This is a genomic window from Bacillus sp. FSL W7-1360 (assembly GCF_038592975.1).
In the GTDB taxonomy this organism is placed as follows: Bacteria; Bacillota; Bacilli; order Bacillales; family Bacillaceae_D; genus Shouchella; species Shouchella lonarensis.
Genome location: NZ_CP151950.1, coordinates 952,754 through 977,896, shown reverse-complemented (window position 1 = coordinate 977,896; position 25,143 = coordinate 952,754). Strand labels below are relative to the sequence as shown.

The 25,143-nt window shown below is 42.1% G+C and carries 32 protein-coding genes; 4 read left to right on the top strand and 28 right to left on the bottom strand.

Annotated elements, in window-relative coordinates:
• Positions 1-233 precede the first annotated feature (233 nt).
• From NSQ26_RS04895 to NSQ26_RS04865, 7 genes are all read right to left on the bottom strand, one after another.
• Positions 234-1,055 carry a sugar phosphate isomerase/epimerase family protein gene (locus NSQ26_RS04895; protein ID WP_499719455.1) on the bottom strand — a complete coding sequence of 274 codons (822 nt, stop codon included), beginning with the start codon at positions 1,053-1,055 and terminating at the stop codon, positions 234-236.
• Positions 1,024-2,025: a DUF6005 family protein gene (locus tag NSQ26_RS04890; protein ID WP_499719453.1), complete on the bottom strand. Its 1,002-nt coding sequence runs from the start codon at positions 2,023-2,025 to the stop codon at positions 1,024-1,026. Before NSQ26_RS04890 ends, NSQ26_RS04895 begins: the two co-directional genes overlap by 32 nt.
• Positions 2,018-2,290, bottom strand: coding sequence for a phosphopantetheine-binding protein (locus tag NSQ26_RS04885; RefSeq protein WP_499719452.1), 273 nt, complete (start codon positions 2,288-2,290; stop codon positions 2,018-2,020). The genes NSQ26_RS04890 and NSQ26_RS04885 overlap by 8 nt, the downstream gene beginning before the upstream one ends.
• The gene (locus NSQ26_RS04880; protein WP_499719450.1) at positions 2,287-3,522 is read right to left on the bottom strand and encodes an AMP-binding protein; all 1,236 of its coding nucleotides are present in this window, start codon (positions 3,520-3,522) and stop codon (positions 2,287-2,289) included. The genes NSQ26_RS04885 and NSQ26_RS04880 overlap by 4 nt, the downstream gene beginning before the upstream one ends.
• Complete coding sequence (locus NSQ26_RS04875; protein WP_499719449.1) at positions 3,509-5,254, bottom strand: IucA/IucC family protein; 1,746 nt, start codon at positions 5,252-5,254, stop codon at positions 3,509-3,511. The genes NSQ26_RS04880 and NSQ26_RS04875 overlap by 14 nt, the downstream gene beginning before the upstream one ends.
• Positions 5,226-7,052 (bottom strand): IucA/IucC family protein, encoded by a 1,827-nt coding sequence (locus NSQ26_RS04870; RefSeq protein WP_499719447.1) that lies wholly within the window; start codon positions 7,050-7,052, stop codon positions 5,226-5,228. The genes NSQ26_RS04875 and NSQ26_RS04870 overlap by 29 nt, the downstream gene beginning before the upstream one ends.
• A 103-nt stretch (positions 7,053-7,155) precedes the next feature.
• The gene (locus NSQ26_RS04865) at positions 7,156-7,491 is read right to left on the bottom strand and encodes an antibiotic biosynthesis monooxygenase family protein (protein WP_090775082.1); all 336 of its coding nucleotides are present in this window, start codon (positions 7,489-7,491) and stop codon (positions 7,156-7,158) included.
• Between the two features lie 220 nt (positions 7,492-7,711).
• Here NSQ26_RS04865 and NSQ26_RS04860 point away from each other — a divergent pair, with 220 nt between their 5' ends.
• Positions 7,712-7,894, top strand: a complete 183-nt coding sequence (locus NSQ26_RS04860; RefSeq protein ID WP_141769843.1) for an aspartyl-phosphate phosphatase Spo0E family protein — start codon at positions 7,712-7,714, stop codon at positions 7,892-7,894.
• Between the two features lie 28 nt (positions 7,895-7,922).
• Here the strand turns inward: NSQ26_RS04860 and kapB are convergent, their stop codons facing one another.
• Genes kapB through NSQ26_RS04845 form a run of 3 tightly spaced genes read right to left on the bottom strand, consistent with a single transcriptional unit; the run spans position 7,923 to position 8,786 of the window.
• A complete protein-coding gene (kapB, locus tag NSQ26_RS04855; protein WP_090775083.1) occupies positions 7,923-8,321 on the bottom strand; it encodes a kinase-associated lipoprotein KapB in 399 nt (132 codons plus the stop codon).
• A gap of 10 nt (positions 8,322-8,331) precedes the next feature.
• Positions 8,332-8,520 (bottom strand): hypothetical protein, encoded by a 189-nt coding sequence (locus NSQ26_RS04850; RefSeq protein ID WP_090775084.1) that lies wholly within the window; start codon positions 8,518-8,520, stop codon positions 8,332-8,334.
• A gap of 8 nt (positions 8,521-8,528) precedes the next feature.
• Complete coding sequence (locus tag NSQ26_RS04845; protein WP_090775085.1) at positions 8,529-8,786, bottom strand: hypothetical protein; 258 nt, start codon at positions 8,784-8,786, stop codon at positions 8,529-8,531.
• Between the two features lie 228 nt (positions 8,787-9,014).
• Between NSQ26_RS04845 and NSQ26_RS04840 the strand changes: the two genes are divergently transcribed.
• Positions 9,015-9,467, top strand: coding sequence for a DUF2621 domain-containing protein (locus NSQ26_RS04840; protein WP_090775086.1), 453 nt, complete (start codon positions 9,015-9,017; stop codon positions 9,465-9,467).
• A 20-nt stretch (positions 9,468-9,487) separates the two neighbouring features.
• Here NSQ26_RS04840 and NSQ26_RS04835 read toward each other — a convergent pair whose 3' ends face one another.
• From NSQ26_RS04835 to NSQ26_RS04820, 4 genes are all read right to left on the bottom strand, one after another.
• Entirely contained in the window at positions 9,488-9,703 is a 216-nt protein-coding gene (locus NSQ26_RS04835; protein WP_090775087.1) for a YneF family protein, read from the bottom strand.
• 102 nt (positions 9,704-9,805) lie between these two features.
• On the bottom strand, positions 9,806-10,234 hold the full coding sequence (sirA, locus tag NSQ26_RS04830; RefSeq protein WP_090775088.1) for a sporulation inhibitor of replication protein SirA: 429 nt from the start codon (positions 10,232-10,234) through the stop codon (positions 9,806-9,808).
• Between the two features lie 231 nt (positions 10,235-10,465).
• A complete protein-coding gene (gene sph, locus NSQ26_RS04825) occupies positions 10,466-11,452 on the bottom strand; it encodes a sphingomyelin phosphodiesterase (RefSeq protein WP_499719445.1) in 987 nt (328 codons plus the stop codon).
• Positions 11,453-11,598: 146 nt separating this feature from the next.
• Positions 11,599-12,801: a C1 family peptidase gene (locus NSQ26_RS04820; protein ID WP_499719444.1), complete on the bottom strand. Its 1,203-nt coding sequence runs from the start codon at positions 12,799-12,801 to the stop codon at positions 11,599-11,601.
• 315 nt (positions 12,802-13,116) lie between these two features.
• Between NSQ26_RS04820 and NSQ26_RS04815 the strand changes: the two genes are divergently transcribed.
• Entirely contained in the window at positions 13,117-13,794 is a 678-nt protein-coding gene (locus NSQ26_RS04815) for an AP2/ERF family transcription factor (protein ID WP_499719443.1), read from the top strand.
• Between the two features lie 169 nt (positions 13,795-13,963).
• Here the strand turns inward: NSQ26_RS04815 and NSQ26_RS04810 are convergent, their stop codons facing one another.
• From NSQ26_RS04810 to NSQ26_RS04775, 8 genes are all read right to left on the bottom strand, one after another.
• On the bottom strand, positions 13,964-14,596 hold the full coding sequence (locus tag NSQ26_RS04810) for a hypothetical protein (RefSeq protein ID WP_499719441.1): 633 nt from the start codon (positions 14,594-14,596) through the stop codon (positions 13,964-13,966).
• A complete protein-coding gene (locus NSQ26_RS04805) occupies positions 14,577-14,939 on the bottom strand; it encodes a TNT domain-containing protein (RefSeq protein WP_499719439.1) in 363 nt (120 codons plus the stop codon). The genes NSQ26_RS04810 and NSQ26_RS04805 overlap by 20 nt, the downstream gene beginning before the upstream one ends.
• Before the next feature lie 152 nt (positions 14,940-15,091).
• Positions 15,092-15,889, bottom strand: coding sequence for a hypothetical protein (locus NSQ26_RS04800; RefSeq protein WP_499719437.1), 798 nt, complete (start codon positions 15,887-15,889; stop codon positions 15,092-15,094).
• Between the two features lie 672 nt (positions 15,890-16,561).
• The gene (locus NSQ26_RS04795) at positions 16,562-17,206 is read right to left on the bottom strand and encodes a hypothetical protein (RefSeq protein ID WP_499719436.1); all 645 of its coding nucleotides are present in this window, start codon (positions 17,204-17,206) and stop codon (positions 16,562-16,564) included.
• Between the two features lie 14 nt (positions 17,207-17,220).
• Complete coding sequence (locus NSQ26_RS04790) at positions 17,221-17,538, bottom strand: TNT domain-containing protein (RefSeq protein ID WP_499719434.1); 318 nt, start codon at positions 17,536-17,538, stop codon at positions 17,221-17,223.
• 138 nt (positions 17,539-17,676) lie between these two features.
• The gene (locus NSQ26_RS04785) at positions 17,677-19,185 is read right to left on the bottom strand and encodes a T7SS effector LXG polymorphic toxin (protein ID WP_499719433.1); all 1,509 of its coding nucleotides are present in this window, start codon (positions 19,183-19,185) and stop codon (positions 17,677-17,679) included.
• 113 nt (positions 19,186-19,298) lie between these two features.
• Positions 19,299-19,472 carry a T7SS effector LXG polymorphic toxin gene (locus NSQ26_RS04780; RefSeq protein WP_499719387.1) on the bottom strand — a complete coding sequence of 58 codons (174 nt, stop codon included), beginning with the start codon at positions 19,470-19,472 and terminating at the stop codon, positions 19,299-19,301.
• A gap of 69 nt (positions 19,473-19,541) precedes the next feature.
• The gene (locus tag NSQ26_RS04775) at positions 19,542-20,000 is read right to left on the bottom strand and encodes a hypothetical protein (protein ID WP_499719432.1); all 459 of its coding nucleotides are present in this window, start codon (positions 19,998-20,000) and stop codon (positions 19,542-19,544) included.
• A gap of 35 nt (positions 20,001-20,035) precedes the next feature.
• Here NSQ26_RS04775 and NSQ26_RS04770 point away from each other — a divergent pair.
• Positions 20,036-21,216, top strand: a protein-coding gene (locus tag NSQ26_RS04770; RefSeq protein WP_499718308.1) for an IS3 family transposase whose coding sequence is annotated in 2 segments (ribosomal slippage) — positions 20,036-20,339 and positions 20,339-21,216 — 1,182 coding nt in all. Because the reading frame shifts where the segments join, the coding sequence is not laid out codon by codon here.
• Positions 21,217-21,518: 302 nt separating this feature from the next.
• Here NSQ26_RS04770 and NSQ26_RS04765 read toward each other — a convergent pair.
• From NSQ26_RS04765 to NSQ26_RS04740, 6 genes are all read right to left on the bottom strand, one after another.
• A complete protein-coding gene (locus NSQ26_RS04765; protein ID WP_499719431.1) occupies positions 21,519-21,701 on the bottom strand; it encodes a hypothetical protein in 183 nt (60 codons plus the stop codon).
• On the bottom strand, positions 21,682-22,044 hold the full coding sequence (locus NSQ26_RS04760; protein WP_499719384.1) for a TNT domain-containing protein: 363 nt from the start codon (positions 22,042-22,044) through the stop codon (positions 21,682-21,684). The genes NSQ26_RS04765 and NSQ26_RS04760 overlap by 20 nt, the downstream gene beginning before the upstream one ends.
• Before the next feature lie 117 nt (positions 22,045-22,161).
• On the bottom strand, positions 22,162-22,857 hold the full coding sequence (locus NSQ26_RS04755; protein ID WP_499719430.1) for a hypothetical protein: 696 nt from the start codon (positions 22,855-22,857) through the stop codon (positions 22,162-22,164).
• Between the two features lie 95 nt (positions 22,858-22,952).
• Positions 22,953-23,306: a hypothetical protein gene (locus NSQ26_RS04750; protein WP_499719428.1), complete on the bottom strand. Its 354-nt coding sequence runs from the start codon at positions 23,304-23,306 to the stop codon at positions 22,953-22,955.
• A gap of 139 nt (positions 23,307-23,445) precedes the next feature.
• Complete coding sequence (locus NSQ26_RS04745) at positions 23,446-23,592, bottom strand: hypothetical protein (RefSeq protein WP_499719426.1); 147 nt, start codon at positions 23,590-23,592, stop codon at positions 23,446-23,448.
• Positions 23,593-23,962: 370 nt separating this feature from the next.
• Positions 23,963-25,068, bottom strand: a protein-coding gene (locus NSQ26_RS04740) for an IS3 family transposase (RefSeq protein ID WP_499718015.1) whose coding sequence is annotated in 2 segments (ribosomal slippage) — positions 23,963-24,819 and positions 24,819-25,068 — 1,107 coding nt in all. Because the reading frame shifts where the segments join, the coding sequence is not laid out codon by codon here.
• Between the last annotated feature and the right edge of the window lie 75 nt (positions 25,069-25,143).

The window sequence follows — 25,143 nt, the reverse complement described above, 5'->3', positions numbered from 1 at the left end:
AAAACCGCCTTCACGCATGGTATGCATTGATCATCTGTAAAATCGTTTGTTCTTCCTGTTTTGGTTGTTCCCTCTTTTTTTCTACTTTTTCCACCGCGCACACACCCTCTCAGAGAATATCTTCTCGTATAATAAAAGTATATGCAGGTGTATTATAACAGTCAACCCTTTTTTGCATGATTGGTCAAAAACCTATTATATCTAAGTGAAGTCAATCACCAAATGATGTAAAACTACGTGTGATATAAGCAACGAGCCAAGTCATTTTTATCCTGTTGTAATACAGAGAAGGGTGCTTCACCAAACCACTCCAAAGCCATAGGTAACTCCTTGTTTATTGGTGCAATTTCCTTAAAAAAACGCTCATAATTGATGCAGCCACCGAAAAGCGACGTCATTCCCTCCCTTACACCACTTGCTGAAAAAACCTGCGCTGGTGCAAAGACAGCTAGGTCTGCACGAGCGCGTACATTTTTTAAATGCATATAAACAATGTACGATTGGAGGCTTTTATACACTGTGGCTGGATCAGCACCACTTTCCCAAATGTGTAACACGTCGAAGTTTACCTTTAAATTAGGGTAGTCTACTTCCTGAATTAACCGCAACAATGACGCTGGTGTGTCTGCCAATGTGTGAGGGTGGGTTTCAATAACAAGCATCTGTCCATGTGCTTGTAATTGTTCACATGCCAAGCGCAATGTGTTTACTACTTGTTCGTACGTTGATGACGTCGCAGCTTGACTCGCGACGTCACCTGCAAATACACGAATTTTATCTGTTTGCCAACGTTTGGCTAAATCCGACAACTCGGCAACATGATCACACACTGCTTCTGTTGAGACATGAAAGGAGAGATAGTCACTAATCATGCTCACTGATAAACCGTACGACTGTATCCATAACGCATCATACTTTTCATGGCACGCCAAATTGCGCGCGTGCGCACCCCATAATTCAATTCCCTCAAAATCATTTTTAGCAGCCCATGCAGCAATATTTTCGATCGATTGGAGATGATGTCTAAACGTGATCGTGCAAAGTGATATGCTCATTGCTTTTCTCCTCTCGCTCACCATCAGCTTCCGTCCAACGCAAAAAACACTCATACAATGCTTTTTTTATGTTTGTTTCACATTCAAATTGCTGTATTAATTGTTCCGACAATGCGTGACGATGGTCCGCTGTATCCCTTTTTGCCACTTTAAGGGAACGGTATTGTACGGTTGTAAATCCTTTTACAAGACGTTCAATCTCATCACACCAATATGCAAACAATTGCTCGGACAAACAACCCGCTTCTAAAAAGAAAGCAAATGCATGCTCGTAGGCATATTTACGTATCGCCAAAATAGGTAGTTGTCTCAACGCCTCTTGTAGTTGTCCCATTGTTTCTTTTCGCGCCCCATTCGTATACACTTCGACAATGTCCGCCACCGCCTCCGTCAGAGGTTGGGATTGTGCTTTGAAGCATGTACGGAAATATGCATCAACCACTTCTCTGGTCGGCGCGTATATGTGGGACGCGTCAAAATAATACCCACCAGAGACAGACGGCGCAGCCACAGCTGCTAAAATTCGCTGCTTATTTAAACGTCCCTCAAAGCGAAAATCAGGATCAAACATCATCCACATATCGGGGTCTTCCGTTCTCTCAAGCATCACGTAATGCGGAAATGATTTTTGCCAAAACTTGTTTTCTCGCTCAGGCAACAGCGATAAATCAAGCATCACCATGACATGTCGGTGCGAAGGTTTTTCCATCACGAGCTTTTCCAAAACAACGATGTTCTCTTCCTTCGTTTTAGACTCACTGTACCATTTATGCAGTTCAATCCCGTATAAACGCTCATACCAGTCACAAAAAAATTGGTGATTAATTTGCTTAGAGTGATAACGCAGCACGTCATTTGCATCAACAGTAAAATCAGCATCCCAAACACCAAAGTAATATGGACGGTGGTCAATGCCTGCTTTTTTAATCACTTCACATACACAACTCACAAAACAATGGACTTTAATCATCTTTGTTGTCCACTTCCCGCTCACACGAACATAAGAAATGCGTGAGTGTGCCAATTGTACGAAAATCTTCTGGTGTCATCATATCATCCGGAATGACAAACGCATGCGTCATCTCTAGATGAAGCAACAACTCTAGTACAAGCACAGAGTCTATGCCTAAATCCTCATCCAAGCGCGTATCCTCCGTAAGCAATCCGTTGATTTGTATGCCCATCTCTTCTTTCACAACTTTGTTTAAAAGATTGATCACTTCTGTTTGTTTCATTGATACACCTCTGCCCATTGTTTACGATTGACTTTTCCGTTCTGTCCTCGTTCTATGCGTGGTACTTGAATAAATGTACTTGGCACTTGATAAGATGTTAAATGCCGCTGACAAAAAGACACAAGGGTGTCTTTTTGTACCTGTTTCTTTGCTGTGAAACACGCACATACCCGTTCACCCGCATGCGGATCTTGTTTCTTAAATACAATGACATCATCAACATCTGGATGGGTCCGTAAGACATTCTCTACCTCCCCAGGGTAAACGAGCAGTCCAGCCACATTAATGACATCATCTTTGCGCTCACAAAAACAAATCTCTCCTTTATGATTTATATAACCAATGTCACTTGTATGCACCATATGCTCATTGATACGGACAACAATTTCTTCTGGTTGCGCAACCGTGCCGCTCGTTACATGCACATGCGATAGCGGTCGTCCGACGACTTCGGCTGTCTCCACATGTGCGTGTAAACTAATACAGCCTACTTCCGAACAACCATATTGTTGCAACACCCGGGTCGCCCGCGCCTGTAAAAGTTGAAGCCAAGATGGGGGTAGAGAAGCGCCCGAGGTCATTACTGCCTCAAGCTGTTCATGATTTTGTTGAAATCGCGCCAGCGTATATAACAACGTTGGCCCTGCATATAACAAATATGATGACAACGACCGCAGCTTTTTCAACAAATATTTCGGATTCGTGTTCACGATGATGACGAGCATTGATGCGCTTTTTAATGCCGCCAGCACCCCACTAATTAAGCCATAGGAATGTGTTGTTGGACATGCAACCACCGTCACATCCCATGGTTCACCAGCAAGGCGGTTTGTATAATGAAGCAATTCTTCCTCAATGGATGCCCAAGAACGTTCAATCATTTTTGGTGCACCTGTTGTCCCAGAGCTAAACTGGATGAGTGTGCCAACTTGTCCATATTGATTCCCGGCGCAGGAAGTCGCCTCATGAAATGTTTGATAAAACAAATAGTCGCATCCCGCTTGCTCCGCCATGTTCACCGCTTGTGACTGGGGCATATGTGCATGAAGCGGCAACACCGAGCCGCCCTTTCGTTTCACATACAATACAAACGCAATCCACATACCAGTATGATCGGGACAAACTGCGATACGAAGCTGTTCACATCGTTTTAAAATTGGGTGTGCAGAAAACTGATTTTCGTAAGCTTCGATCATTTCTTGTGAGTAATATTCATCATTAACATAAAACATCTTTTCCCAACTCCTCACAAAGCGTATTACAAACAAGATGATGGCACTCTTTTTCCAGTAATTTGTTCTTTAATAACGACTCTGCCCCAATCAACGCAGCATCAGCACCAAGCTGATTCAGACGGCTTTCTTTCACAAATGGCTCGCGCGCATAGTCCGCCAATATCGTGCGTACTTGTTTCCAAAATGATGACTCATTTAAATAATGATGCGCCGCAAGCGCATGAGAGAGTTCTGTCAAATGAAAAACAAACAATGTATCCATCACAAGCATACGCAACGCTTCTACAGAAGACATCCAGTAAAAGTGGTCGACAATGCCATTAGCAAATACCTCATGTATCGTGGAAAAATCAGGCACAAGCGTCGGATCAGCAACATACTCATGGTGATATTCAAGGCTCTCATGAAAATCTCGGAGCAACAAACGAACTGGCCAACCATCTTTAACAATTAAAATCATGTTTTGCGCATGTGCTTCCACAGCAATGCCGTGATTAACAAGCAAATGCCACACAGGTAGCACTGCCACTTCCAAAAATTGTTTTACCCATTCATTTACGCCATACTTGACTAGCCATGGTGCAATAAATAGATCGCCATCTCCTTCTGTGAGCGCGAGCGCCGTAAATGGAATTGCATTTTCGCCTGCCTTTACGTGCGTGCTTACACTTTCTCGCCAAATACAAGCAAGTTGCCCAGCGATCTCTTCTTGCCAAGGAGCATTCTGTGGTGCGTAACACACGCTCGCATACTCTGTTAAAATAGCCAATCGATTGCCCGTTCGCAAAAAAGGATCTCCCTGTATCACTTCTTGAAGCCATGCCGAAATAGGCGGTGCTGCACAAACTGTATGCGCAGGTAACGTCCGTACCGAAGATGTTTGTCTCATTTGCAGCGCTAGTTTTACATGTGCTTTCTTACTATTTGTCGCATTCATTAATGTTCTAACCGATTGTGTTGCTTGGTACGTATCCCCGAGGCAACCGAGGTCAATCACATCTTTCGCTAAAAGCGCCTCCCCCAATTGCGTACATTTGAGTTTTTTCCACTGCCATGGATGAACAGGTAAAAATGTATATTCATCCAATTGTCCACCTTGTCGACATAAGGAAAGCACAAGGCTGCGCCACACCTCTCGCCCCATTTCTTCCTGCCAAAAACTTTGTTCTTCCTTTGGCAACACAAGGCGCATATCTTTTTTACGAATCGCTACCCAATGGAGAGGAAAGCTTTTCTGAAACTCAGGACCATAGGATACATGATCTTCAATTGTAAAACCAACGCGTGCTTTATAAGAAGGATGATATAAATGCCCTTCCTCAAGTGCCAACTCTAGTGCTTCGTAGGATAAATCGCGGCGCGACATTTGTTTTGGTAAATGTGCTTCATTATAGTCTGCTAACAAACGGGTACGCGTTAATTCTTCTGACAGCTGGGCAATATTCCCCGCTTTTGCCAGTGATGATAGCAACGCTTCTATTGTAACTTCTGCTTCCAAATGGCCATCACTGATCATCGTCATCAGTTTTTCCGCTAAACGAATCCGCCCAAACGCCGTGCGCTTCCCAATGCAATGATACTCTTCTTCTGTTGCATGAATGATGAATAACGTTCGTCCATCAGGAAGCAACTTTTCTGTACAAGGAAATATCCCTTCAAACAACATTGCCTCGACGAGTTGACGGCGAATGCGTAACGCATTATGCGTCTCTTGTTGCTGTCGCCCCAACTTGGATGCCCCCTCTCCATTCAGCTACATTTTTTTCTTTCCATGGATTCGGTGTCGTTGTATAAACTGCCTGTTCAAGCGGCGTCGTTAACTCGTCTATATCATGAAAGCACGTGAGTAAATTCGCTTTGAATGCAAGATTGTCTTTCTCAAACAAATGGGTGAGGAAACGTTTTCCTGCCCCAGACAGCGTTCGTTGTAATTGTTGCAACTGACATTTGAGTTCACCTAATAGAAAGGGCTCGTCCGCAAATCCATCCGTTGCCAGTCGTTGAATGATCGAGAATGCTTGATTTTGGAATAAATAGTAGCCAAAACGATCGGCAATTAACGACTCCTCAAAAAACAACTCCGGTAAATCTGCTAGTGACGGTTCTTTTTGTAACAATTCCCCCCGATAAGACGATGCCAAATAATACCCTTGGTTATCACGGTAATAACTCGCATTCGGATAACCCGTCCGTATATCAAGTAAACTATTTTGCTGGTGCGCCTCAAGTGCCAATCCAAGTTCATCATATAATTGGATGAGCGGGAATATCGCTTGTTTAATATATAAGCGATACCAGTCAAGAGCAACCTCTTCTGTGCTTCGTCCTTCTTTTTGAGCCAACGCCTTGATCAAGGATGCAAGTTTAGAATGATACGGCGGCAACGGCTCTTGGACAAGGGTCGCAACGAGAGAGATCCCTTTGTCGTGCGGTGGTGAAAATACATTTTTACGTAAAATCACTTCAAATCCACTTTCACGCATACCTGGCCAAGCGAGTGTCATGTAGGCAGGATCATGGATGATATGAAAAGACGTACGTTGGTTGAACGACCCTGTTTTTTGCAGCAAACGTGCCACCGCGACACCCGCCCGCAGTTCATTCATGCGACTAACACGAACAGAATTCGTCACTTTCACTGGAATAGAAAATTTGAACATCCACGCACTGCGCCGACTGTAAACCGTTCGAATAGATGAAGTCGCTGTAAATGGTTTGCCCAGAGGACCCATATATGTGAGCATCCCTTTATGTATCGCTTCTTGTACGTAGGATTGCTGTAATAACCATTGCGCTTGCAGTGGGTGCATCGGAACGACTGGACGTTGCGGGTCATAGGTCATATTAGGAACAAAGTCCGCCAGTTCCTGCCAAACAAGTGTTGTTGCTGGCACGTCTAGTGCCGTGTCTTGCCGAATCATACAAGCATCCACTTGAAAATAATGCAACTGAAACGCTCCCTTGAGCTCAGGGGCATAATATGTTTGTTGCCACATCGCCATTCCTTGCCTGCTTTTAGGTGTCGGATGCAACCAGTGACCAAATAATAACGCTTGTTCCGATTCGATAAATGATTGCTGCCAATCGTATAAACCTTCTCCTTCCCCACTTCTTTGCAACACGTAGTAAGCAATTGCCTGGTAACTTTCCATCAGACGCGTTAAGCATTCATCAAAGCAAGGAGCTTGTCCAAGTGTTAACGGACGATGTTGCATTTCCTGCAATAATAAAATGACAGCTGCTAACTTTTCTACGAGAATCCAAGCTCCTTCCGACGCCTCACGTAACACTTGTCCAAAAGAATGCCTACCTACAAGCGAATAGTGACACACGTCAATGACAAGTCGAGTAGACATCGATCGCAATGACAGTACAAGCACATGAGCACCTTTCATATACTTGTCATATGGGCATATTTCTCGCCATTGTGATAGGGTATACAGTTCTCCTGCATACACTTCACGTGAATAGCTATTTAAGAAAGCTTGAAACGTAGCATTTTCGGCAACTTGTTTCTCATTTGACATGGCTTTTCACAATCCCTTTCTGAAGCGAATGAATATGATAATCATTATCAATGGATCGGTATAAAAAAACGGGCACTCCCCCGTTTTTTATACCGATATATGTTTATGAATGGTCAGGCTTTCGATAAGATTTATACCCAATTTGGTGATACACGTATTGTGTTCCATCTAAAATATATGAAGGTTTTGGCTTCCCTCGATTGGCACGATGTCCCGCCAAGTGCACGTCACACGTCTCCCACGCTTGCCAATCGGCTTCTGATTCCCAGCGAATCAACACGAGCAATTCTTCGTTTCCTTGTTTTTTCTTCCGCTTCTTCACAACCGATAAATCAATAAATCCTGGTTGTTCTTCGATGATGCCCTCTGCTGCAAATTTTTCAACCATCGCTTCACTATAACCTTCTTCAACAACCAACGTCTTCATTTGTAAAAACAATATGATCTCCCCCTATTTAAATGTACTTTTCTATCATAACGATAATGAGAATCATTTTCAACAGTTTTTTTTAGCAAATCTAGAAATACACGACAAAGAAGCTGTCGAACAGTCGCTAATACTTATTTTGTTTGACTTCTTTTGTTGAATAGGTTGGCTTCTCGGGAAAATACGCTATAATACAGAGTGGATTGAAAAATGCACAGATGGAGTGGACAAGATGATTGATATGGACATGAATATCGAAGTGAAACGACAAGAAATGATGATGCTTGCTGAAAAGCACGGCTTAAATGCTTCACAAACCGTTAAATGCTCCCAAGAATTAGACAGTTTACTAAACCATCTGCAAGAATATCGTGCATCATGTAATGAAAACACAAGGGAACTTTTATGCAGCTAGACATACAATAAATCAAAAAAGGGCGTCTCTAGTCAAGACGTCCTTCATTATGAGGAAATTTATACTCTTTCCGTAGTAATACAAGCGCAGCGATGCTTTGTTTGCACCATGCGTTATCCTCATCCTTCTTCAAATCATCCATTTGCTTGCACCAAGCGGTTTGCAACGACGCAGCGTAGTCTGGCACCTCTTCTGTATAAGGCTTTACAGTCGAGTCAGGCACCCATGTCTTTTCTAAATATGCCAGTGCTTTCCGTTGGTGAAACAGCGGGACATCTATTTGCTTAGGATGATGCAAGTCACCTTGGTTTGGATGCCTCAGCACTGCGAGCACTTGAATGAGTGCACGCGCATTCTCTTCTTCAATCGTAAGGAGCTTACCAATATAACGACCTGTTTTATATTTTGCTTGCACAAGTTTCTCCATAAGTCACCTCTCATTGAAATAGCACAACAAACATTAGAATGATAAACAATATTGCACACAACAACGCAAGCGGAATGCTCCATTTTAACAGATGTTTATTTCCGCGCATGAAAGCCGTTAACGTGATTCCGCCAAATACGCCAGCTAATAAAAACAGTAAAAAAAGAGCACTCATCCAGACAACGTCTACAACAGCCATCCAATCACCTATGACAACCCTGGCACAAGCCAAATAAAGAGATGCCATAAAAATTCAGACGTGGGAATAAAAAAACGCTCAGAAAATTCCCTTAGTCCTGCATTCCCTGTAAATCCTTCTAACACAATGAGCGTAAAAGTGCCTGTTACTGTAATAATTGTGATAGATAATATGAGCGCCAATAACGCAATATAAGCCAATACGATTCGAATGAACCATTTAAGCCACGCAGGCTTTGCTCGGCTTTGGGGCTTCTCTGCTTCCATAAATACCAGTCTCCTTTGAGCTTTTTTCTCTATAATGATACTGTATCAAACAAACAGCCGATGCGGAAAGGAAAAATCCGAAAAAACAGCAACATTTTCAGTTTCCTAGCGTCAGTAGCCTTCCCAACCGTTTTATGGTAAAGTGAAAAAAGGCAGCTTTTTCTTCGTACGCCTCTGAACATCCTACATAATCTAAGCAAAATTTTATCCTAAGGGGGGGAGAACATCATGCCTGGCTCATGGTTTATGCGATTTATTATTTTATGGGCATTCATCTTACTCGGACTCATGTTAATCGGTGGTTTCTTTATGTTCCGCAAGTTTTTAAAACGCCTCCCTAAAGCAGACGGAAAATCAACGTTAGACTGGCAAGAATATTATATTCAACAAGCATTACCTCTGTGGCAAGATGAACAGCGCACCCTTTTAAATGAGCTTGTAGAACCTGTCCCACAGCTCTTCCGTGATGTCGCGAAAGAAAAAATTGCCGGGAAGATTAGTGAGCTCGCTTTAAAAGAAAAAGCCACGACCCTCACTTTGGACACAATCATTCGTGGTTACATTATCGCAACCCCCAAGCGTGATCACAAATTTCTCATCAAAAAATTAAATGAGAAAAACATTGATCTAACGCCTTACGAACATTTGCTCGACCGCACACAAAACAATCCCTCGCCTTAATGGTCAGACGAGGGATTGTTTTATTTCGACTGTTGCTTTTGCATGGCCTTCATCATCTGATTGATTTTCTTTTGCGACGGGTTTTGCCCCATTTGCATCATCATTACGCGTAACATTTGTTCATTAATCGGTGGATTCTTTTTCAAATAAGACATCATTGTCTTCCGTGCTACAAAGAAACCGATTGCGACCCCCGCAATTACCGCAAGCGTATAACCAATAATATGGATCCACATCTTTCTTGCCTCCTTCAACCATTGTTCCTATGTACATAATAGAATCTCATCTATTATACCTTAAAATGGCATGTTTTAAAAGGCACAAAAAGAAAAACGCGCCTAATACACGCGTTCTTTCGCAAGTGGTTGCAACCAACCAAATCTTCCTTCCCTCACATTCACAGCAAAGAACAAACCATCCACACTCTTTAATAAGTCAAACATAACCGTCTCTGTGTATGTATCTCCCTCAGCAGAGACGAATACGACCCTCTCTTTTATTTTCAGTTGGCAACGATGTGCACGCCCTCTCTGTACGTACGTCGTATATACCCCTTCATCAATCTCATAACAATATCGACTGATCGTTTCATCCAATGCCAACTTCGGGATAGGTCTTGTAATATAATGGATCTGTTTTTCTAATTGCACCCGCTCATTCGCTGACGCATGAGAAAACTCCTCAAAAAGTTGAAACAATGTTGCTTCTTGCCCTAAATATGATGCAGCAACTGCTTGATCGAGTAAATAGAGTTCATAATGCCTCATCTACACATCCCTCCATCGCCCATCGGACTTTTCTTCCTATCCTAGAATGGAATGAGGTCACCCTCACTCATCTATTCTAAGACAACAAGCTTTTCTATCTATCATACCGATGTTGAAAGAAAGATGCTGTCTCTTTGTGAAAAAATATCACACTATTCACGTCGAAAAAGATATTTTTTCCAAGATCTGTACGCAAGACGTTGTCATCCCACACTATGACACTTACACAAGTCAAAATTCCTTAGAAAAACCGGCGACTGGATAATGGTCAGAGTAGTCGTTATACGTGTATTTCTTAAACCAAGACGTGACAGTCCACCAAGGTGATTTTACGTACAAGGATTGATTTTGCCAGTTTCGTGGCTGTGCATGGTCCTTTTCCACTAAAATATAATCTAAATGCTCGGATTCACCACCTGGATAATTGTACTGTGCAATCCCATTTGTCGCTGGATCCCACGTAGAAGAAAAACCTGTGTATTCACGTGGCGCAGTCACATTAAGTTGAGAGAGCATCTCCGTATATTCAGAAGATGACTTGACCACATTTAAATCGCCACCAATCCACAGTGCCTCTTCTATAGGGATGTCTTTTTCCGCGATAAAATCGCTTATTTCTTGCATTTGAGAACGTCGCACGGACCGCGCCTCGCCAGTGGCGCATCCCTCATCTTCAGATTGCATGTGCGTGCCAATGACATGATACATTTGCCCTTGCTTTTCAATCTTTACGTAAACAAACCCCTTATTTGCGTACCAATCCGACCCACAAGCTTCCTTATAAACGTACTGGATCTTTTCCAAAATGGGCCACTTACTCACAATCGATACACCGCCATCTTCTGGCGTAAGCGATGAATAGCTACCGCGGGTATCATCCCAACCTGATCGACCGCGTCCTAACACTGGTGTTTGGTCTGAATATTGATTTGAGATGTTGTTGAGCAATCGGTTAGAAGCGCCATTGTCAAACAGCTCACTAAAAATAATCACGTCATGACCGTCCATGTAGTGTGCGTCCGCGATCAAATCTGCCCGCTCTAGCTGCCCCCAGTTAGGAAATAAGCTACGCGGAAGAAAATACACGTTATGGGTCAGTATTTTGAAATCCTCTGGGTAAATACGTTCCTGAGCAGCAGAGACAGACGAAAAAACCGACAATATGAACACACAAACAAGTAGCTTGATGACTCTTCTCACACAATCGCCCCCTTTCATCCATTGTGCACCTACATGTGTTAATTTTCAGTTAAATTAAAGTGAAGTCTACTAAAAGATTTGTAAATATTTTTTTTAAATAGCGATCCCAAATCAAATAAAAAGCGCCCATCTCCTTAGAGATAGACGCTCACTGTGACCCAGTTTTAGCTTGCTTCTTCGAGTACAGGGGTTTCTTCTACTACAATTGTGCGAATCGGAATGTTCATGCTTCTCGTCTTCCCATAACCATTTTTGGCAACAACATGATAAGTGTACTCTTTGTCCGGTTCAAGACCTGTGTTGATCACCGTTCTATTCCGGAATGTGCCCACGAGCTCGCCATCACGGTATAATTCAAACTGATCCACATTCATAGCCGATACCGAAAGCATCGCGTAATCAGAATCAACGTGATACGTAGACACATTTACTCCTTGTGGTGGATAATGACGCGTACGCACATCAGCCACATAAGAATAGCCGCTGCTTAAGTCTCTTAAAATATCATATTTAATGTACGCATAGCCGCCATCACCAAAACCTGTTCCCCAACTATTACGGACAATAAACCACTCGTTCTCCTCATCATAACCTGTGACCACAACTGCATGTCCACCACGAGATTTTCTTTCTTCGACTGGCGGTGTAATGCCAGACTTCGGTGTAGCGTCAAAGTTTGGATAAACATTAATTGCTGCCATAACAGGATTGCCATTTGCAACCGCTTGTTTAATCTGATCTACCATCGTACGACCAGAGATATACCGGAAGCCATTGATTCTGTATGGCAATGCATTTTCCCGTTGTACTGGCGTATGTGGCTGCTGGAACTGGTCTGTGTTGTCACGATTCAAATCAAACGGACGCTCACTTTCTGGCGGCACACCGTACGTTCTCAAAATGTCAAATGCCGTGTAGAAGTGCATCCCGTCGTCTGGACCACTTGGATAGTAAATGAAACCTGGCGACAAATGCGTAATATCGCTCCCTCTTGCCTCTGTCGCTCTTCCAATATAGTACTCTCGTAAGCCCGTCGTCGCAAACGCAACACAAGTACCAAACGGACCTTGGCTACGCACCGGCGCAAAATAAGGACGAAGGTCTACTTCTGAAGGCAACACCTGGATGCCATTTCCGTCTTGAGAAAAGGCACGCTTCTTTAATTCCTCTTCCGTTACAAATGCTTGTTCTGGAACATAAGGTTCCATGTCTTTCGTCGGAGGCGAATCTTTTAAACCGGTTCCATAAGTAGAGAAATCATTTGGATCAAATGGCTTCTCTTGCTCTGCCCGCGCCTGTCCTCCCTCGAACAGTACGCCGCTGAGCGCAAATAACATTACAATAAGCGCAACAAAGAAACGTTTCATCTTGATTCTCCTCTCCATTCTTTACAAAGACTGACACAGCCTATGTATTTTTTAGCGAAATGATACGATATTTCCTACTTCATTATACGTTTTATACTATGTAGTTTCAATAGTTTTTTGATAAACTTATTGGTATTTAATATTAAAATATTAAGATGATTTAGGGGTGTTGTTTTTTGGGGTTTCAAAAACATGATTGCGCTCCATCACACTGTACGTTAAAATATTTTTAGTGGAAAAACTTGTGATTCCTCACTCCACGTGCGCGGTACCAATACTAACCTACCGACTAACGTGAAAAGGAGAACGATTATTATGGATTTGATAGGCAAAAAGTTTGGCCGGCTAACTGTGATCAAAAAAGCACCTGATCGCCCTAACAAGCGCCGCCACTATTGGACATGTCATTGTGAATGCGGTGGAAAAAGAACAACAGATACACAATCCTTGAAAAGTGGTAAAACACGGTCATGCGGCTGTTTATTAAAAGATGCAGGAGAGAGACGAGTACATGACTTAACAGGCATGCAATTTGGTCGTCTGACTGCTATAAAACGATCCGAAAGAAGAAACAAACAAGGCAGACGTAGGCATTGGGAATGTCAATGCGAATGCAAAAACATTGTTGAAATCGAACGAACAGCATTAATCTTGGGAGCAACAAGATCGTGTGGCTGTTTACCAAAAGATCTGTATCAAGAACATGGGAAAAGACTTGTCGAAACAAACAAGAAACATGAAAAAGAAGTCGGGGCACGCATTTGTACTTTGACAACTAAAACCAGAACGGATAACAGATCGGGTGTAAAAGGTGTTTCAATTAAACAGTACAAGAAATCCACAAAATATATTGCCCGAATCACTATCAAAGGAAAAACAATCCCTTTAGGCACTTTTGATACTCTTGAAGAAGCTGCAACAGCAAGAAAACAAGCGGAAGAGAAGTATCACCAACCATTTTTAAACACCTACAAAGAATTAAAAGACAAATAACCCCTTAACCTCTCAAAAGGAGATGTGCAATATTGTGGATGCACAGCGACAGGATCATATAATCCCTGCCGCTTTTTGGCATTCCTTCTAAATTCAAATGAACTTGTGCTTTCGAGACACTCTACTTCATCTTTACCTAAATACGTCATGAACCACAATGGCTCACTTATTAACTAATAAAATGCTTCACATCTTCATCAGTAAAAGTCACATTGATATTCTCTCGCGCCAATAAATCGGGTACTGCCTTCTCAAACAAATAAAGCAAGCACGTTTGTTGGAAAGCAAAAAAGCAAGCTAAGTCTAATGTGACTGGCAAGGTCGAATGTACCTTTTGTCCATCTCTTCCATAAAAAGATACAACATAGTCGCCCTCACTCTTTTCAAGCACAATTCCGCGTCCGTTTGGCTTCTCATCATCATAAAATATACCTGCAGGCATGCCTAGTGTCGAGAAAGCTTGTTCTAATTGCTTTTTGTTAAATGTTTGAGTGCCAATGTTTAAATCTTTATTTTCAAGGCTGAACGCCACAACCATTTGCTCGAAAGACTGCTCTGCAAGTTGTTTCAGAAAGAAGAACCTGCTTCCCTCTTCTACAGTTGAGAAAACTTCTACATTTTCCATGTACGGTTGGTTGGTTCGGTCCTGTACAGCGAGGCAGTAAACCCACTCGCCCCCATCGCCCTCCAACAACAAATAATAATTTTCATAATGTAAAGGAAAGGTCATGAGCCGACCATCTCTGCACTCTGTATGCTTCCCGGTCGCATTCAATAATTGTTCAACTTCTTGCATTTTCACTGTGGGCGCCCTCCTTAAATTCGACCAGTCGTAAGTACCCTAGACGCACTAAATGTCTCACTGTCGGTGTGATTGTTTTTCCTGTCTTAGGATCAACCATTTTCATATCCATCATAACATGTTGCGTCCCGCCACCTGGTTGACCGAACCACGGTTCAATTGTACCGCTCACCACTTCAAATGGACGAAGGACTTCATAACAAAAATACGGCGCCTCTAAACTATGCGGCGGCAATGACCGCTGTTCAATCGCTATATCCTCCGGGTACAAAAACATGCCCTCTGGACTGCCGTACCTGTCTACCAGCGTACCTGGCTTTAATATCGTTTTTTCAGCATCCATCTACGTTCATCTCCTTTTGCTATATATACGAGAGGTTACGGGGGAAGGTTTCTTTTTTTAGGGAACTGTTGATTCAATGACAACAGAGTTTTTCAAAAAGTACGTGGCTTGTTCGGGGCATTCTCACAATAATTCATTCAAACCTCAACAGATTATCCTAAAATGGTAAGAAAACAATCTAAGTCCTCATCAGTAAACGTTACAACTACATTCTCTTTCCCACGAAAAAAACACATCAACGCTTTCCACGACCTAAAAATCATCCTTCCTGCTTTTGTGTCGTAATTTATCCAGGATGGACATAAATTTTTCTCTAGTAAAGCTGATACTCTTGTCTCAAACAAGTGTAACTTTACTACTTTCTGAAATACAAAGAAAAGCGCTTCACGCAATTCCAACGGGGGAGCAGCGGCAATTTTTTCCTTTACTTCATCAGGAGTAGCGTCAGAATGTACCATGATATAACGAGGGACGTATGAGGAGATTTTCTCTCCTTTCTCCCCATAGAAAGCAATAGAATAGTCCTCTCCTTTTGTTTCCAGCACAATCGCTCGATGATCAGGCTCTTCATCTACATAAAAAAGATCGTCAGACACACCAGCAACTGACAGCGCATGCTTCAACTTTGGTATGTCAAATGTGTCGTCATAAATCTGTAACTCTTTCCTTGACAGCAAAGGTTGGATAATAATAGTAAAATAATGGCTTTCAAGGCGTTTTAAGAAGAAATGTCTACTTCCTTCTTCTTTTGTATCAAAGATTTTCACATTTGATAAATAAGGATTATTCGTGCGCTCCTGTATGAACAATCCATACGCCCACTTATTACCATCTTTCTTCAACAAATAATAATTTTCATAAGGAAAAGGCACTTGCTCTAACCGATCAGTCGTATATGCTGTTTTGGTTCCCGCGAAATTCAGCAAATCGGCAACTAATTTAAATTCCAAGATGATCAGACTCCTCGATTCGAATACTTTCTTCGGTAATGCACCCTGTCATTGAAAATAGTCATTCAATGACAGGGAGAAATATACTCAGCCTTACCCAAATATAAAAATACTCATCTCTTCATCTGTAAGCTGTTCTGTGATACCCTCGCTTTGAAGGAGTTTAGGCACCTCTGTTAGGAATAAATGCAACAAAAACGTATCAATAAATACTGCAAATACACCCCATGCAAAATCATCAAACGGCATCAGACTTATCACAACTCTCCCGTCAGAAACCAGAGATTTCTTCCATTCACTGTCATTTATCTGACTCAAATGCATGCAGGTACCAACGGGAGATTGATTAAAATAAAATCTATTCTTAGGAACACCTGCTTCTTGTAAAGATTTGCATAACAAGGTTACATCAGATATATCTTGGTGAAAATCGATTTTATGCTTCAATTTGAAAGGAGTGACAATTGTATGATTGTAATGAGAAGATAAGCTCCTTAAAAAGTAATAAGTCGCAGCTTCCTCCGTTACGAGAGGTTACGAGGGAAGGTTTCTTTTAAAGGAAGAACTGTTACTGCTTGATTCAGCGGCAGCCCCTTATCCGCATAACGACAACAAGAGTTCGTTTATTGTTATACACTGATCAACATATAGTAACGGCAGGGAACAACTGATTTACTTTACTCCAAAAGAAAATATCGCCATTTCCTTATCTGTAAACGTTTCAGTGATTCCCTCACTTTGAAGTAGCTTTGGCACTTCTGTCTGAAATAAATGCAACAGAAATGTCCGAAGAAACGCCAAAGAGAGCGCCCACTCTAAATCAAGTGGGATTGTAGAGTAAACCTCTTTCCCGTTAGATAGTATCGCCAAAACATATTCAGCATCATTTACTTTCTTTAAATGGATGCACGTATGCTTAGGGAAGCCATCAACACAAAATGTATCTTTTGGAATACCAGCAAGCTGTAAAGCTTTATACAGTTCCTGTACGGTAAATGAGCTTGTACCACGTTCAAACTCTGGATGTTGTTTCTCAAAAGAAGTAATTTTTTTGTTAACATAATGATAAGAAAGCATGTCGAGCAAGAAATAAGTGGTAGCCTCATTTTCACTTACAAATTCTTTCTCGACGTCCAGGTAGGGGGAATTAGTCCGTTCTGCATAGACTAACCCATACAACCACTTCCCATTTTCTTTTCGTAATTCATGGTAGTTTTCATACGGCATTTCTTCTACCTTGATAGAGTTTGCTGAAACAATCGTTTTGCATCCAACCTTATCCAGAAGCATAGACACTTGGTTACGTGTAATATTCATTTAAATCTTCCTCTCTAATCGATTTTTACAATATAACCCTCTCTCAGCAAATTCTTTACAGATGGCTTCAAAAGCTCCCCTGTATTCGGGTCAGTCAATTTAAAGTCCTTACTAAGGTTTGCAGTATTAAATTGCGTTCCACCACCTGGACGTCCAAACCATGGTGCAATTTCGCTTTGTTCAACAGGTAAAGGTTTCACAACTTTATATTTGTGATAAGGCGCCCCATCACTATGCAAAGCTAGTGAACGTTGCTCATACGGCGTTCCCTCAGGAGAGAAAAAGGTTCCGTCTGTACTCCCGTAGCGGTCAATCACCGTTCCTGGCGGCAATTCTGCTTTAGTAATAGGCCCTTTCGCACCATCCTTTGGAGGCCATTCAATAGCTCCATTTTTTTGATTGTAGTATTTTGGATCATCAAAAACGCTCTTATTCGTTAAGTAATGATCGTCACTTAGAGGCTTAAAATCTCACGAATCAAGCTTGGTCTGATCTGCCGCACTAATTTCATTGACAGCTTTATCAGCCGATTTCCCAGTTTCCTTCACATCATTTACTGTCCTAGAGCTAGAGCTTCCTGAACCCGACTTTACGTCTTTCACTGCCCCAGAACTTTGAGATCCTGATTTCGCGCTATTCACTGATCCCGAGCTTTTCGTTCCTGTTACATTATTCGCTGTCCCAGCGCTTTTCGAGCCTGATTTCACGCTGTTCACTGATCCCGAGCTTTTCGTTCCTGTTACATTATTCGCTGTCCCAGCGCTTTTCGAGCCTGATTTCGCGCTATTCACTGATCCCGAGCTTTTCGTTCCTGACACATTATTCGCTGTCCCAGCGCTTTTCGAGCCTGATTTCACGCTGTTCACTGAACTATTGCTTCCAGCGCCTGACTTCACATCTTTTACTGCGCCGCCCGATCTTCTCGATCCTGACATCGCACTTCTTGTCACCGCTGCGGCGCCACCTGTTGTAAACCCAGCTAGCTGCAAACCGTTTAACCAGTTATCAGCGGCGTTTCGAATTGATCTAAATGCATTTGATGCTGCGCCAGAAATGACCGCACCTGCCGACGCACCCTTTGCTGGTCTGGGGCTTCTCGAACCTGACTTCACACTGTTCACTGATCCAGAATTTCGCGCCCCCTGTTTCAAGGCACTCACTGCACCGCGTGTAGCTAATCCAGCACCACCTGCCAAAGATCCGGCTAACCCTGCACTACTTAGCCAGTGATCAGTTGAATAGGGATCATCTGGATTCACAGTACCAACGAACATATCATAGGTGCCTATTGAGGCATAATTAACGAAAGTGAACACGTTCGGATCGTCTATAAATTCATTATAACGCATCTGCGCCCCATCCCACATGCTAACACCTGCATCAAATAGACCAAATGTGACATGGTTTCCATAGTCATAAAACGAATCAAATGCTTTTTCTGATCTGTCTTCCACGCCATCCCAAATTGAATTACCTATTTCTACGAAGCTGTCCATTGACTTACTAAAGCCATATTTCACGTGATCCCACCATGACATATCTTCTATGCTGTCTAATTCTTCTTTTGTACAACTCTCACCTTCCTCAACCTCCACGGCAGACTTCGGTGCGAGTTCATGAAGAGTATGCTCTTCAAAATGGGCTTGTGCTTGTCTCACGTAAATAGGTGGCATGACGGGACCAGCGCTTGACCATCTCTCTGCTTTCTTAACAGTGCTTCCGAGCGAGTTCAAGTGTGCTTCTACCGCTTTCATGATTGCTGTGTTTGTTTTGTCAAGGCTGCTTAATTTCTGGTGCACTTGTTGGGCATGTCGTTTTGCTTCTTTAATATCCATTGTCATCGCTGTTCCGTTCAAACTTCCAATGTTAATGATGTCTTGGATTGATGCGGCAATTTTATTGACATTAGAAATCGACTGGTTTGTCGATAACATCAGACGATCGAGTCCCTTTGGCACTTGTATCACCAAAAATCTCACCGGACGAGTGCGTCCGAGGACTCAAAGCTCAAGATGTTCTTTTTCATTTGTTTCACGGCTTTTGTGAATACGTTGAAAAAGCCTCGGAATGAACGTATCGTTGGTAGTTGCACTTATTTAAAATGGTTTCGAATTGCTTCTGGACCATCACCGCTAAATGTGCCAACCATGATCACACGCCGCACTTGCGTTTCCATCGTTTGGAATGTCTTGTCTGCGTCTTCTCTTCTTTTGATGACTTCATCTAAAATGCTGATTGCTTCTTTTGCATCAAGTATTTTTGTCATGGCGCTCCTGCATGATCTTGCATATGTATAAACCCTTGATGTCGTTGTCAATGGCACCAAGGGTTCGTCTTAAAAAATAAAATGCTTCACATCTTCATCCGTAAAAGTCACATCTATATTCTCTCGCTTCAATAAATCGGGCACTGCCTTCTCAAACAAATAAAGCAAGCACGTTTGTTGGAAAGCAAAAAAGCAAGCTAAGTCTAATGTGACTGGCAAGGTCGAATGCACCTTTTGTCCATCTCTTCCATAAAAAGATACAACATAGTCGCCCTCACTCTTTTCAAGCACAATTCCGCGTCCGTTTGGCTTCTCATCATCATAAAATATACCTGCAGGCATTCCTAGTGTCGAGAATGCTTGTTCTAATTGCTGTTTATTAAACGTTTGAGCTCCAATGTTTAAATCTTTATTTTCAAGGCTGAACGCCTCAACCATTTGCTCGAAAGACTGCTCTGCGAGTTGTTTCAGAAAGAAGAACCTGCTTCCCTCTTCTACAGTTGAGAAAACTTCTATGTTCTCTGACATGATATAGTGAAGTTGTAACACCACATGAGGAAAAGATGTATAATCAAACCAACAGAAAGTGGTGTTACAAAATGAGTAAAAAACATTATGACGCAATCTTCAAGGAAAAACTCGTCCGGATGCACCTTGAAGAGGGACGAAGCATGGGAAGTTTAGCAAAAGAATATGGTTTGGGGCATGGGACCCTCAATCATTGGGTGAAGCAATACCGCAAAGAATGCAATGAATCCAATCAAATTGATGAAGAACGTGCAAAAAGCGTATATGACCGACTAGCACAATTAGAAAAACAAAATGAGGAACTAGAAAAGGAAAACCTCTTCTTAAAAAAGGCGGCAGCATTCTTTGCGAAGGAAAGCGAGAACTAATTTATCAATTCATCGACGAAAATGCCAAGGAATTTGGTGTGCGATGGCTACTACGACGTTTCCGACTATCACCCAATGCCTACTACAATCACAGAAAGAAACGACGAGCAAAACAACAAGAAAGAAAAGCGGCGATCAGTGCGTGTATTAAAGACATTTTCCACCGTTATGGCGGGAAAATGGGCTACCGTATGATCCATAAAAGGCTGGCTCATGAGGGATACACATGTAGCCTACTTACTGTGCACAAGTACATGAAAGAACTAGGGCTGCGTTCTATTGCATATAAGCGAAAGCCGCCTTATGTGAAAGGGAAGAAGCACAGCGTCTTTCCGAACCTTTTAAACAGAAATTTTGTCGTTGCTCATACGGATCAACGGTGGTGCACTGACTTTACGTACCTTCATTTAGCGAACGGACAAGTCCGTTATAACTGTTCCATTTTGGATTTGAGCAATCGTAGCATTGTCGCCACAAAGACGGATTCACATATCACCGCTGACCTTGCAATTGAAACGTTACAAGAAGCACTGCAGAAACATGCGCCTAAAAAAGGATTGATCTTACACAGTGATCAAGGAGTCCAGTTCACCTCTAAAGCTTTCACTGAGTTTTGTAAGCAAAACGGTGTCATACAAAGCATGAGTCGCGCCGGATGCCCTTATGACAACGCACCGATGGAATCTTTTTTCGGCAAAATGAAAAATGAACACCTAAATCATTTTGTGATTAGAAACACACGTCATTTAAAATGGCTCATCGAGGACTATATTTTCCGATATTATCATCATATCCGTCCTCACAGTTCGCTTGGAGGTAAAACGCCTATGGAAGTTCAGGCTTGTTAACTAACTTGAGGAATGACTGCACGTCCCTCGAAGGGGGTGTGAGCAGTTGCATCGCGCTTTGACATGGAGCCTCTACGGGCATGTGTTCCCCGCCAAGATCCAAGCTAAAATAAGGCTTGGCTACACCGCACCAGGCTAACACGCCCGCCTCTCCATGTAAAATCGCTCGGGTTGAACTTCGAATGATTTACTGGAATTTTTACATGGAAATCTGCCCGTTTCATTTCCGAATGATGGCAGGCGCTCTTCCAATGAGGACAACTTATTTTTTCTAGGCGGTGTTACAATTTTGCTTGACCGGGTCACTCTATGTACGGTTGGTTGGTTCGATCTTGTACAGCAAGCCCATACACCCACTTACCGTCGTTTTCTAGTAATATATAATGATTTTCATATGGTAACGGAACGGTCATCAGCCGACCGTCTCTGCATTCTGTATGCTTCCCGGTCGCATTCAATAATTGTTCAACTTCTTGCATTTTCACTGTGAGCGCCCTCCTTAAATTCGACCAGTCGTAGGTAACCTAGACGTACTAAATCTCTAGCTGTGGGAGTGATACTTTTACCCGTTCTAGGATCAACGATTTTCGTATATTTGGTCATATGCTGCGTTCCTCCACCCGGTTGATCGAACCACGGTGCAATTTCAGCACTAACCACTTCAAATGGACGAAGGACTTCATAACAATAATAAGGGAACACCAAAACATGCGGCGGGAGTGACCGCTGTTCAATCGGTGTGTCTTGTGGATACAAAAACATTCCCTCTGGACCACCAAGTCTATCTACAAATGTTCCTGGTTTTAATGTGGCTTCTTTAGGCTCCATCTATGTTCATCTCCTTTTACTATATATATACGAGAGGTTACGGGGGAAGGTTTCTTTTTTTAGGGAAGTGCTGTCACTGGATAAGTCGATATCCCAATGACAACAAGCATATGTTTATCAACTAATGAAACGTTCAACGTCTTTATCGGTAAATGTCACGTTCACATTTCCTCCTTTAAGCAAAGCTAACACTTCTGTTTCAAACAAATGTAGCTTTACTACTTTCTGAAACACAAAGAAAAGGGCTTCACGCAACTCCAGTGGAGGAGCCTCAGCAAATTTCTTCTCTATTTCTTCGGCAGTAGCATCAGCATGTACTATAATAGAGCCCGGAATATGTGAAAAAATTTTCTCTCCTCTCTCCCCATAAAAAGCAATAGAGTAGTCTTCTTCTTTTGTTTCCAGCACAATCGCCCGATGGTCTGGTTCCTCGTCTACATAAAAAAGATCTTGAGAAGCTCCAGCTACTGATAGCGCATGTCTCAACTTTGGTATGTCAAATGTGGCGTCATAAATCTGTAACTCTTGACGCGCAAGTAAAGGGTGCACTACTGTCAACGAATAGTGGCTAGAAAGTCTTTCTAAGAAAAAGAATTGACTCCCTTCTTCCTTCGTATCAAAGATCTTCTTCTTTTCCAAGTATGGTTGATTCTTCATATATTGCCTAAATACACCATAAGCCCATTTTCCATCTTCCTCTTTTAGTAGATCATAGTCATCATAAGGAAAAGGCACTTCCTCTAACCGATCAATTGTATATGATGTTTTTGCGCCTGCTATATTCAGTAAATCCGCAACTAGTTTAAATTCCAAGATGATCAGACTCCTCAATTAAAATACTTTGCTTTAGGGATGTTTCCTGTCATTGAATGACTTGTCAATGACAGGGTGAAATATACTCTACAGCCTCATCCAAATATAAAGATACTCATCTCTTCATCTGTAAGCTGTTCTGTGATGCCTTCACTTTGAAGAAGTTTGGGAACTTCTGTTAGAAATAAATGCAACGAAAAAGTTCTGTCAAACGTCACCGATAGGCTCCACGGAAAGTTGTCGATCGGAACAGAGCTTTTCACTATCTTTCCTTTGGATACCAAAGATAAGATCCATTCGCTATCATTTACTTGACTTAGATGCATACAAGTACCACGAGGGGGTTGATTAAAATACAGTGTGCTCTTAGGAATACCTGCCGTTTGTAAAGACTGATATAGCATATCCACATCAGCAACATTTGGATCAAAATCAATGTTATGATTCAACTCGAAAGGCCTAATGACCGTATTACGATAGTGCGAAGATAACTTCCTTAACAAGTAATAAGTCGCTGCGTCTTCCTCCGTTACAAATTCTTGCATTGTCTGTGTGTAAGGGGTATTTGTCCGTTCTACAAATACCCTCCTATATACCCATTTCTCTCCGTCTTTTTTTTACTTCCTCGTAATTTTCATAAGGGCCAACTTCCTGTTTCAAATGTTTATTGAAAACCGTCACACGATAGCCCGCTCGATTCAAAAGTACCCCTGCCTGCTCGATTGTAATCTTCATTTATTTTGCCTCCGAAGCAGTGTTCTAGTATATCTCACTCTCCCAGCAAGTCACTTATCCAATATATAACATCCAGATCCTCCTACAATATAGAAAGAAAACAATTTACATCTTCATCAGAAAACATTACATTGATATTTTCTTTTTTTAGTAAAGCTAATACTTCTGTTTCAAACAAATACAACTTCACTACTTTCTGAAATACAAAGAAAAGAGCCTCACGCAACTCCAACGGAAGAGAAGAAGAAACTTTCTTCCCGTTTTGTCCATAAAAAGAAATGATATAGTGGTTTCCATTTGTCTCTAACACAATCGCACAGTGGCTTGGTTTCCGATCTACTGGAATGGCAACACTAAATTGGACAAATTTTTAGAGGGCTATCTTGTACTCAATCGGACTGTTATATCCAAGTGTACTGTGTAAACGTTTTGTGTTAAACCAATGGACATAATCTCGCTGCTCTCTATCGAGGTCACCCAGCGTCTCAAACACATATTGCCTGACAAATTCGGTCTTAATCGTCTTGAATGTCGCTTCTGCAACGGCATTATCATATGGACATCCTTTCATGCTCAAAGAGCGCTCGATGCCGAACGTATGAAGCGTTTGATCGATTAGTTTGTTCTTAAACTCTGATCCCCGATCTGTATGAAATAATCGTAGTTTGCGTAAGTCACCTGAAATAGATGCAAATGCTTTTGCCACAAGTGCTGCGTCTTTCTTGCGTCCACAACTTGACCCAATGATTTCACGATTGAATAGATCGACTAACACGCACATGTAATGAAACTGATTCCCGACACGTACATAGGTTAAATCGCTGACAATGACTTTCTTTTCTTCTTGTTGATCAAACTCACGATTCAACTCATTTGCCACGTTATCTTCATTACAAGGAGTACGCTGTGGCTTGTAGTTGGTGATTGTGTAAATGGAAACCAACCCCTGTTCACGCATCATTCGTGCGATGCGACGGCGTGAGACTCGAATGCCTTCTTTTTGTAAGGCGGCCTTCATCCTTCTTGTACCATAAGTACGACGATTATCGTGAAAAATATCGACGACACGAGCGGTGATTGGGTCTTCAGCTGGTCGTTCTTTTGACACATAGTAGTATGTGCTTCTTGGGAGTTGTAGGACGCGACACATTGCTGAAACTGAATATTTGTGACAATTTTGCTTGATCACATCTACTTGCGTCCTAGTATCAGCGCGGCTTGCTTTAAAATGTCATTCTCCATCTCAAGATACTTATTTCTCTTACGTAACTCAATCAGCTCGACTTCTTCAGGGCTGCGATTATCCTTTTCTTTGAAGGAACCTGATGTCTTGCTTTGTTTAATCCATTTATCTAGGGAAGATGGTGTGAGTTCATAGTCTCGAACAATTTCTGCTCGTGGTTTCCCATTGTGATATAGCTGGACCATTTGTGCCTTAAATTCAGCAGTAAACTGTCTTCTTGGACGTTTTTCCATCCATGATCATCTCCTTAACTGGTAGGGTTTGAGAAAGTGCGAGACCGGCGCAACTTGACATTGAGCCTCCACGGG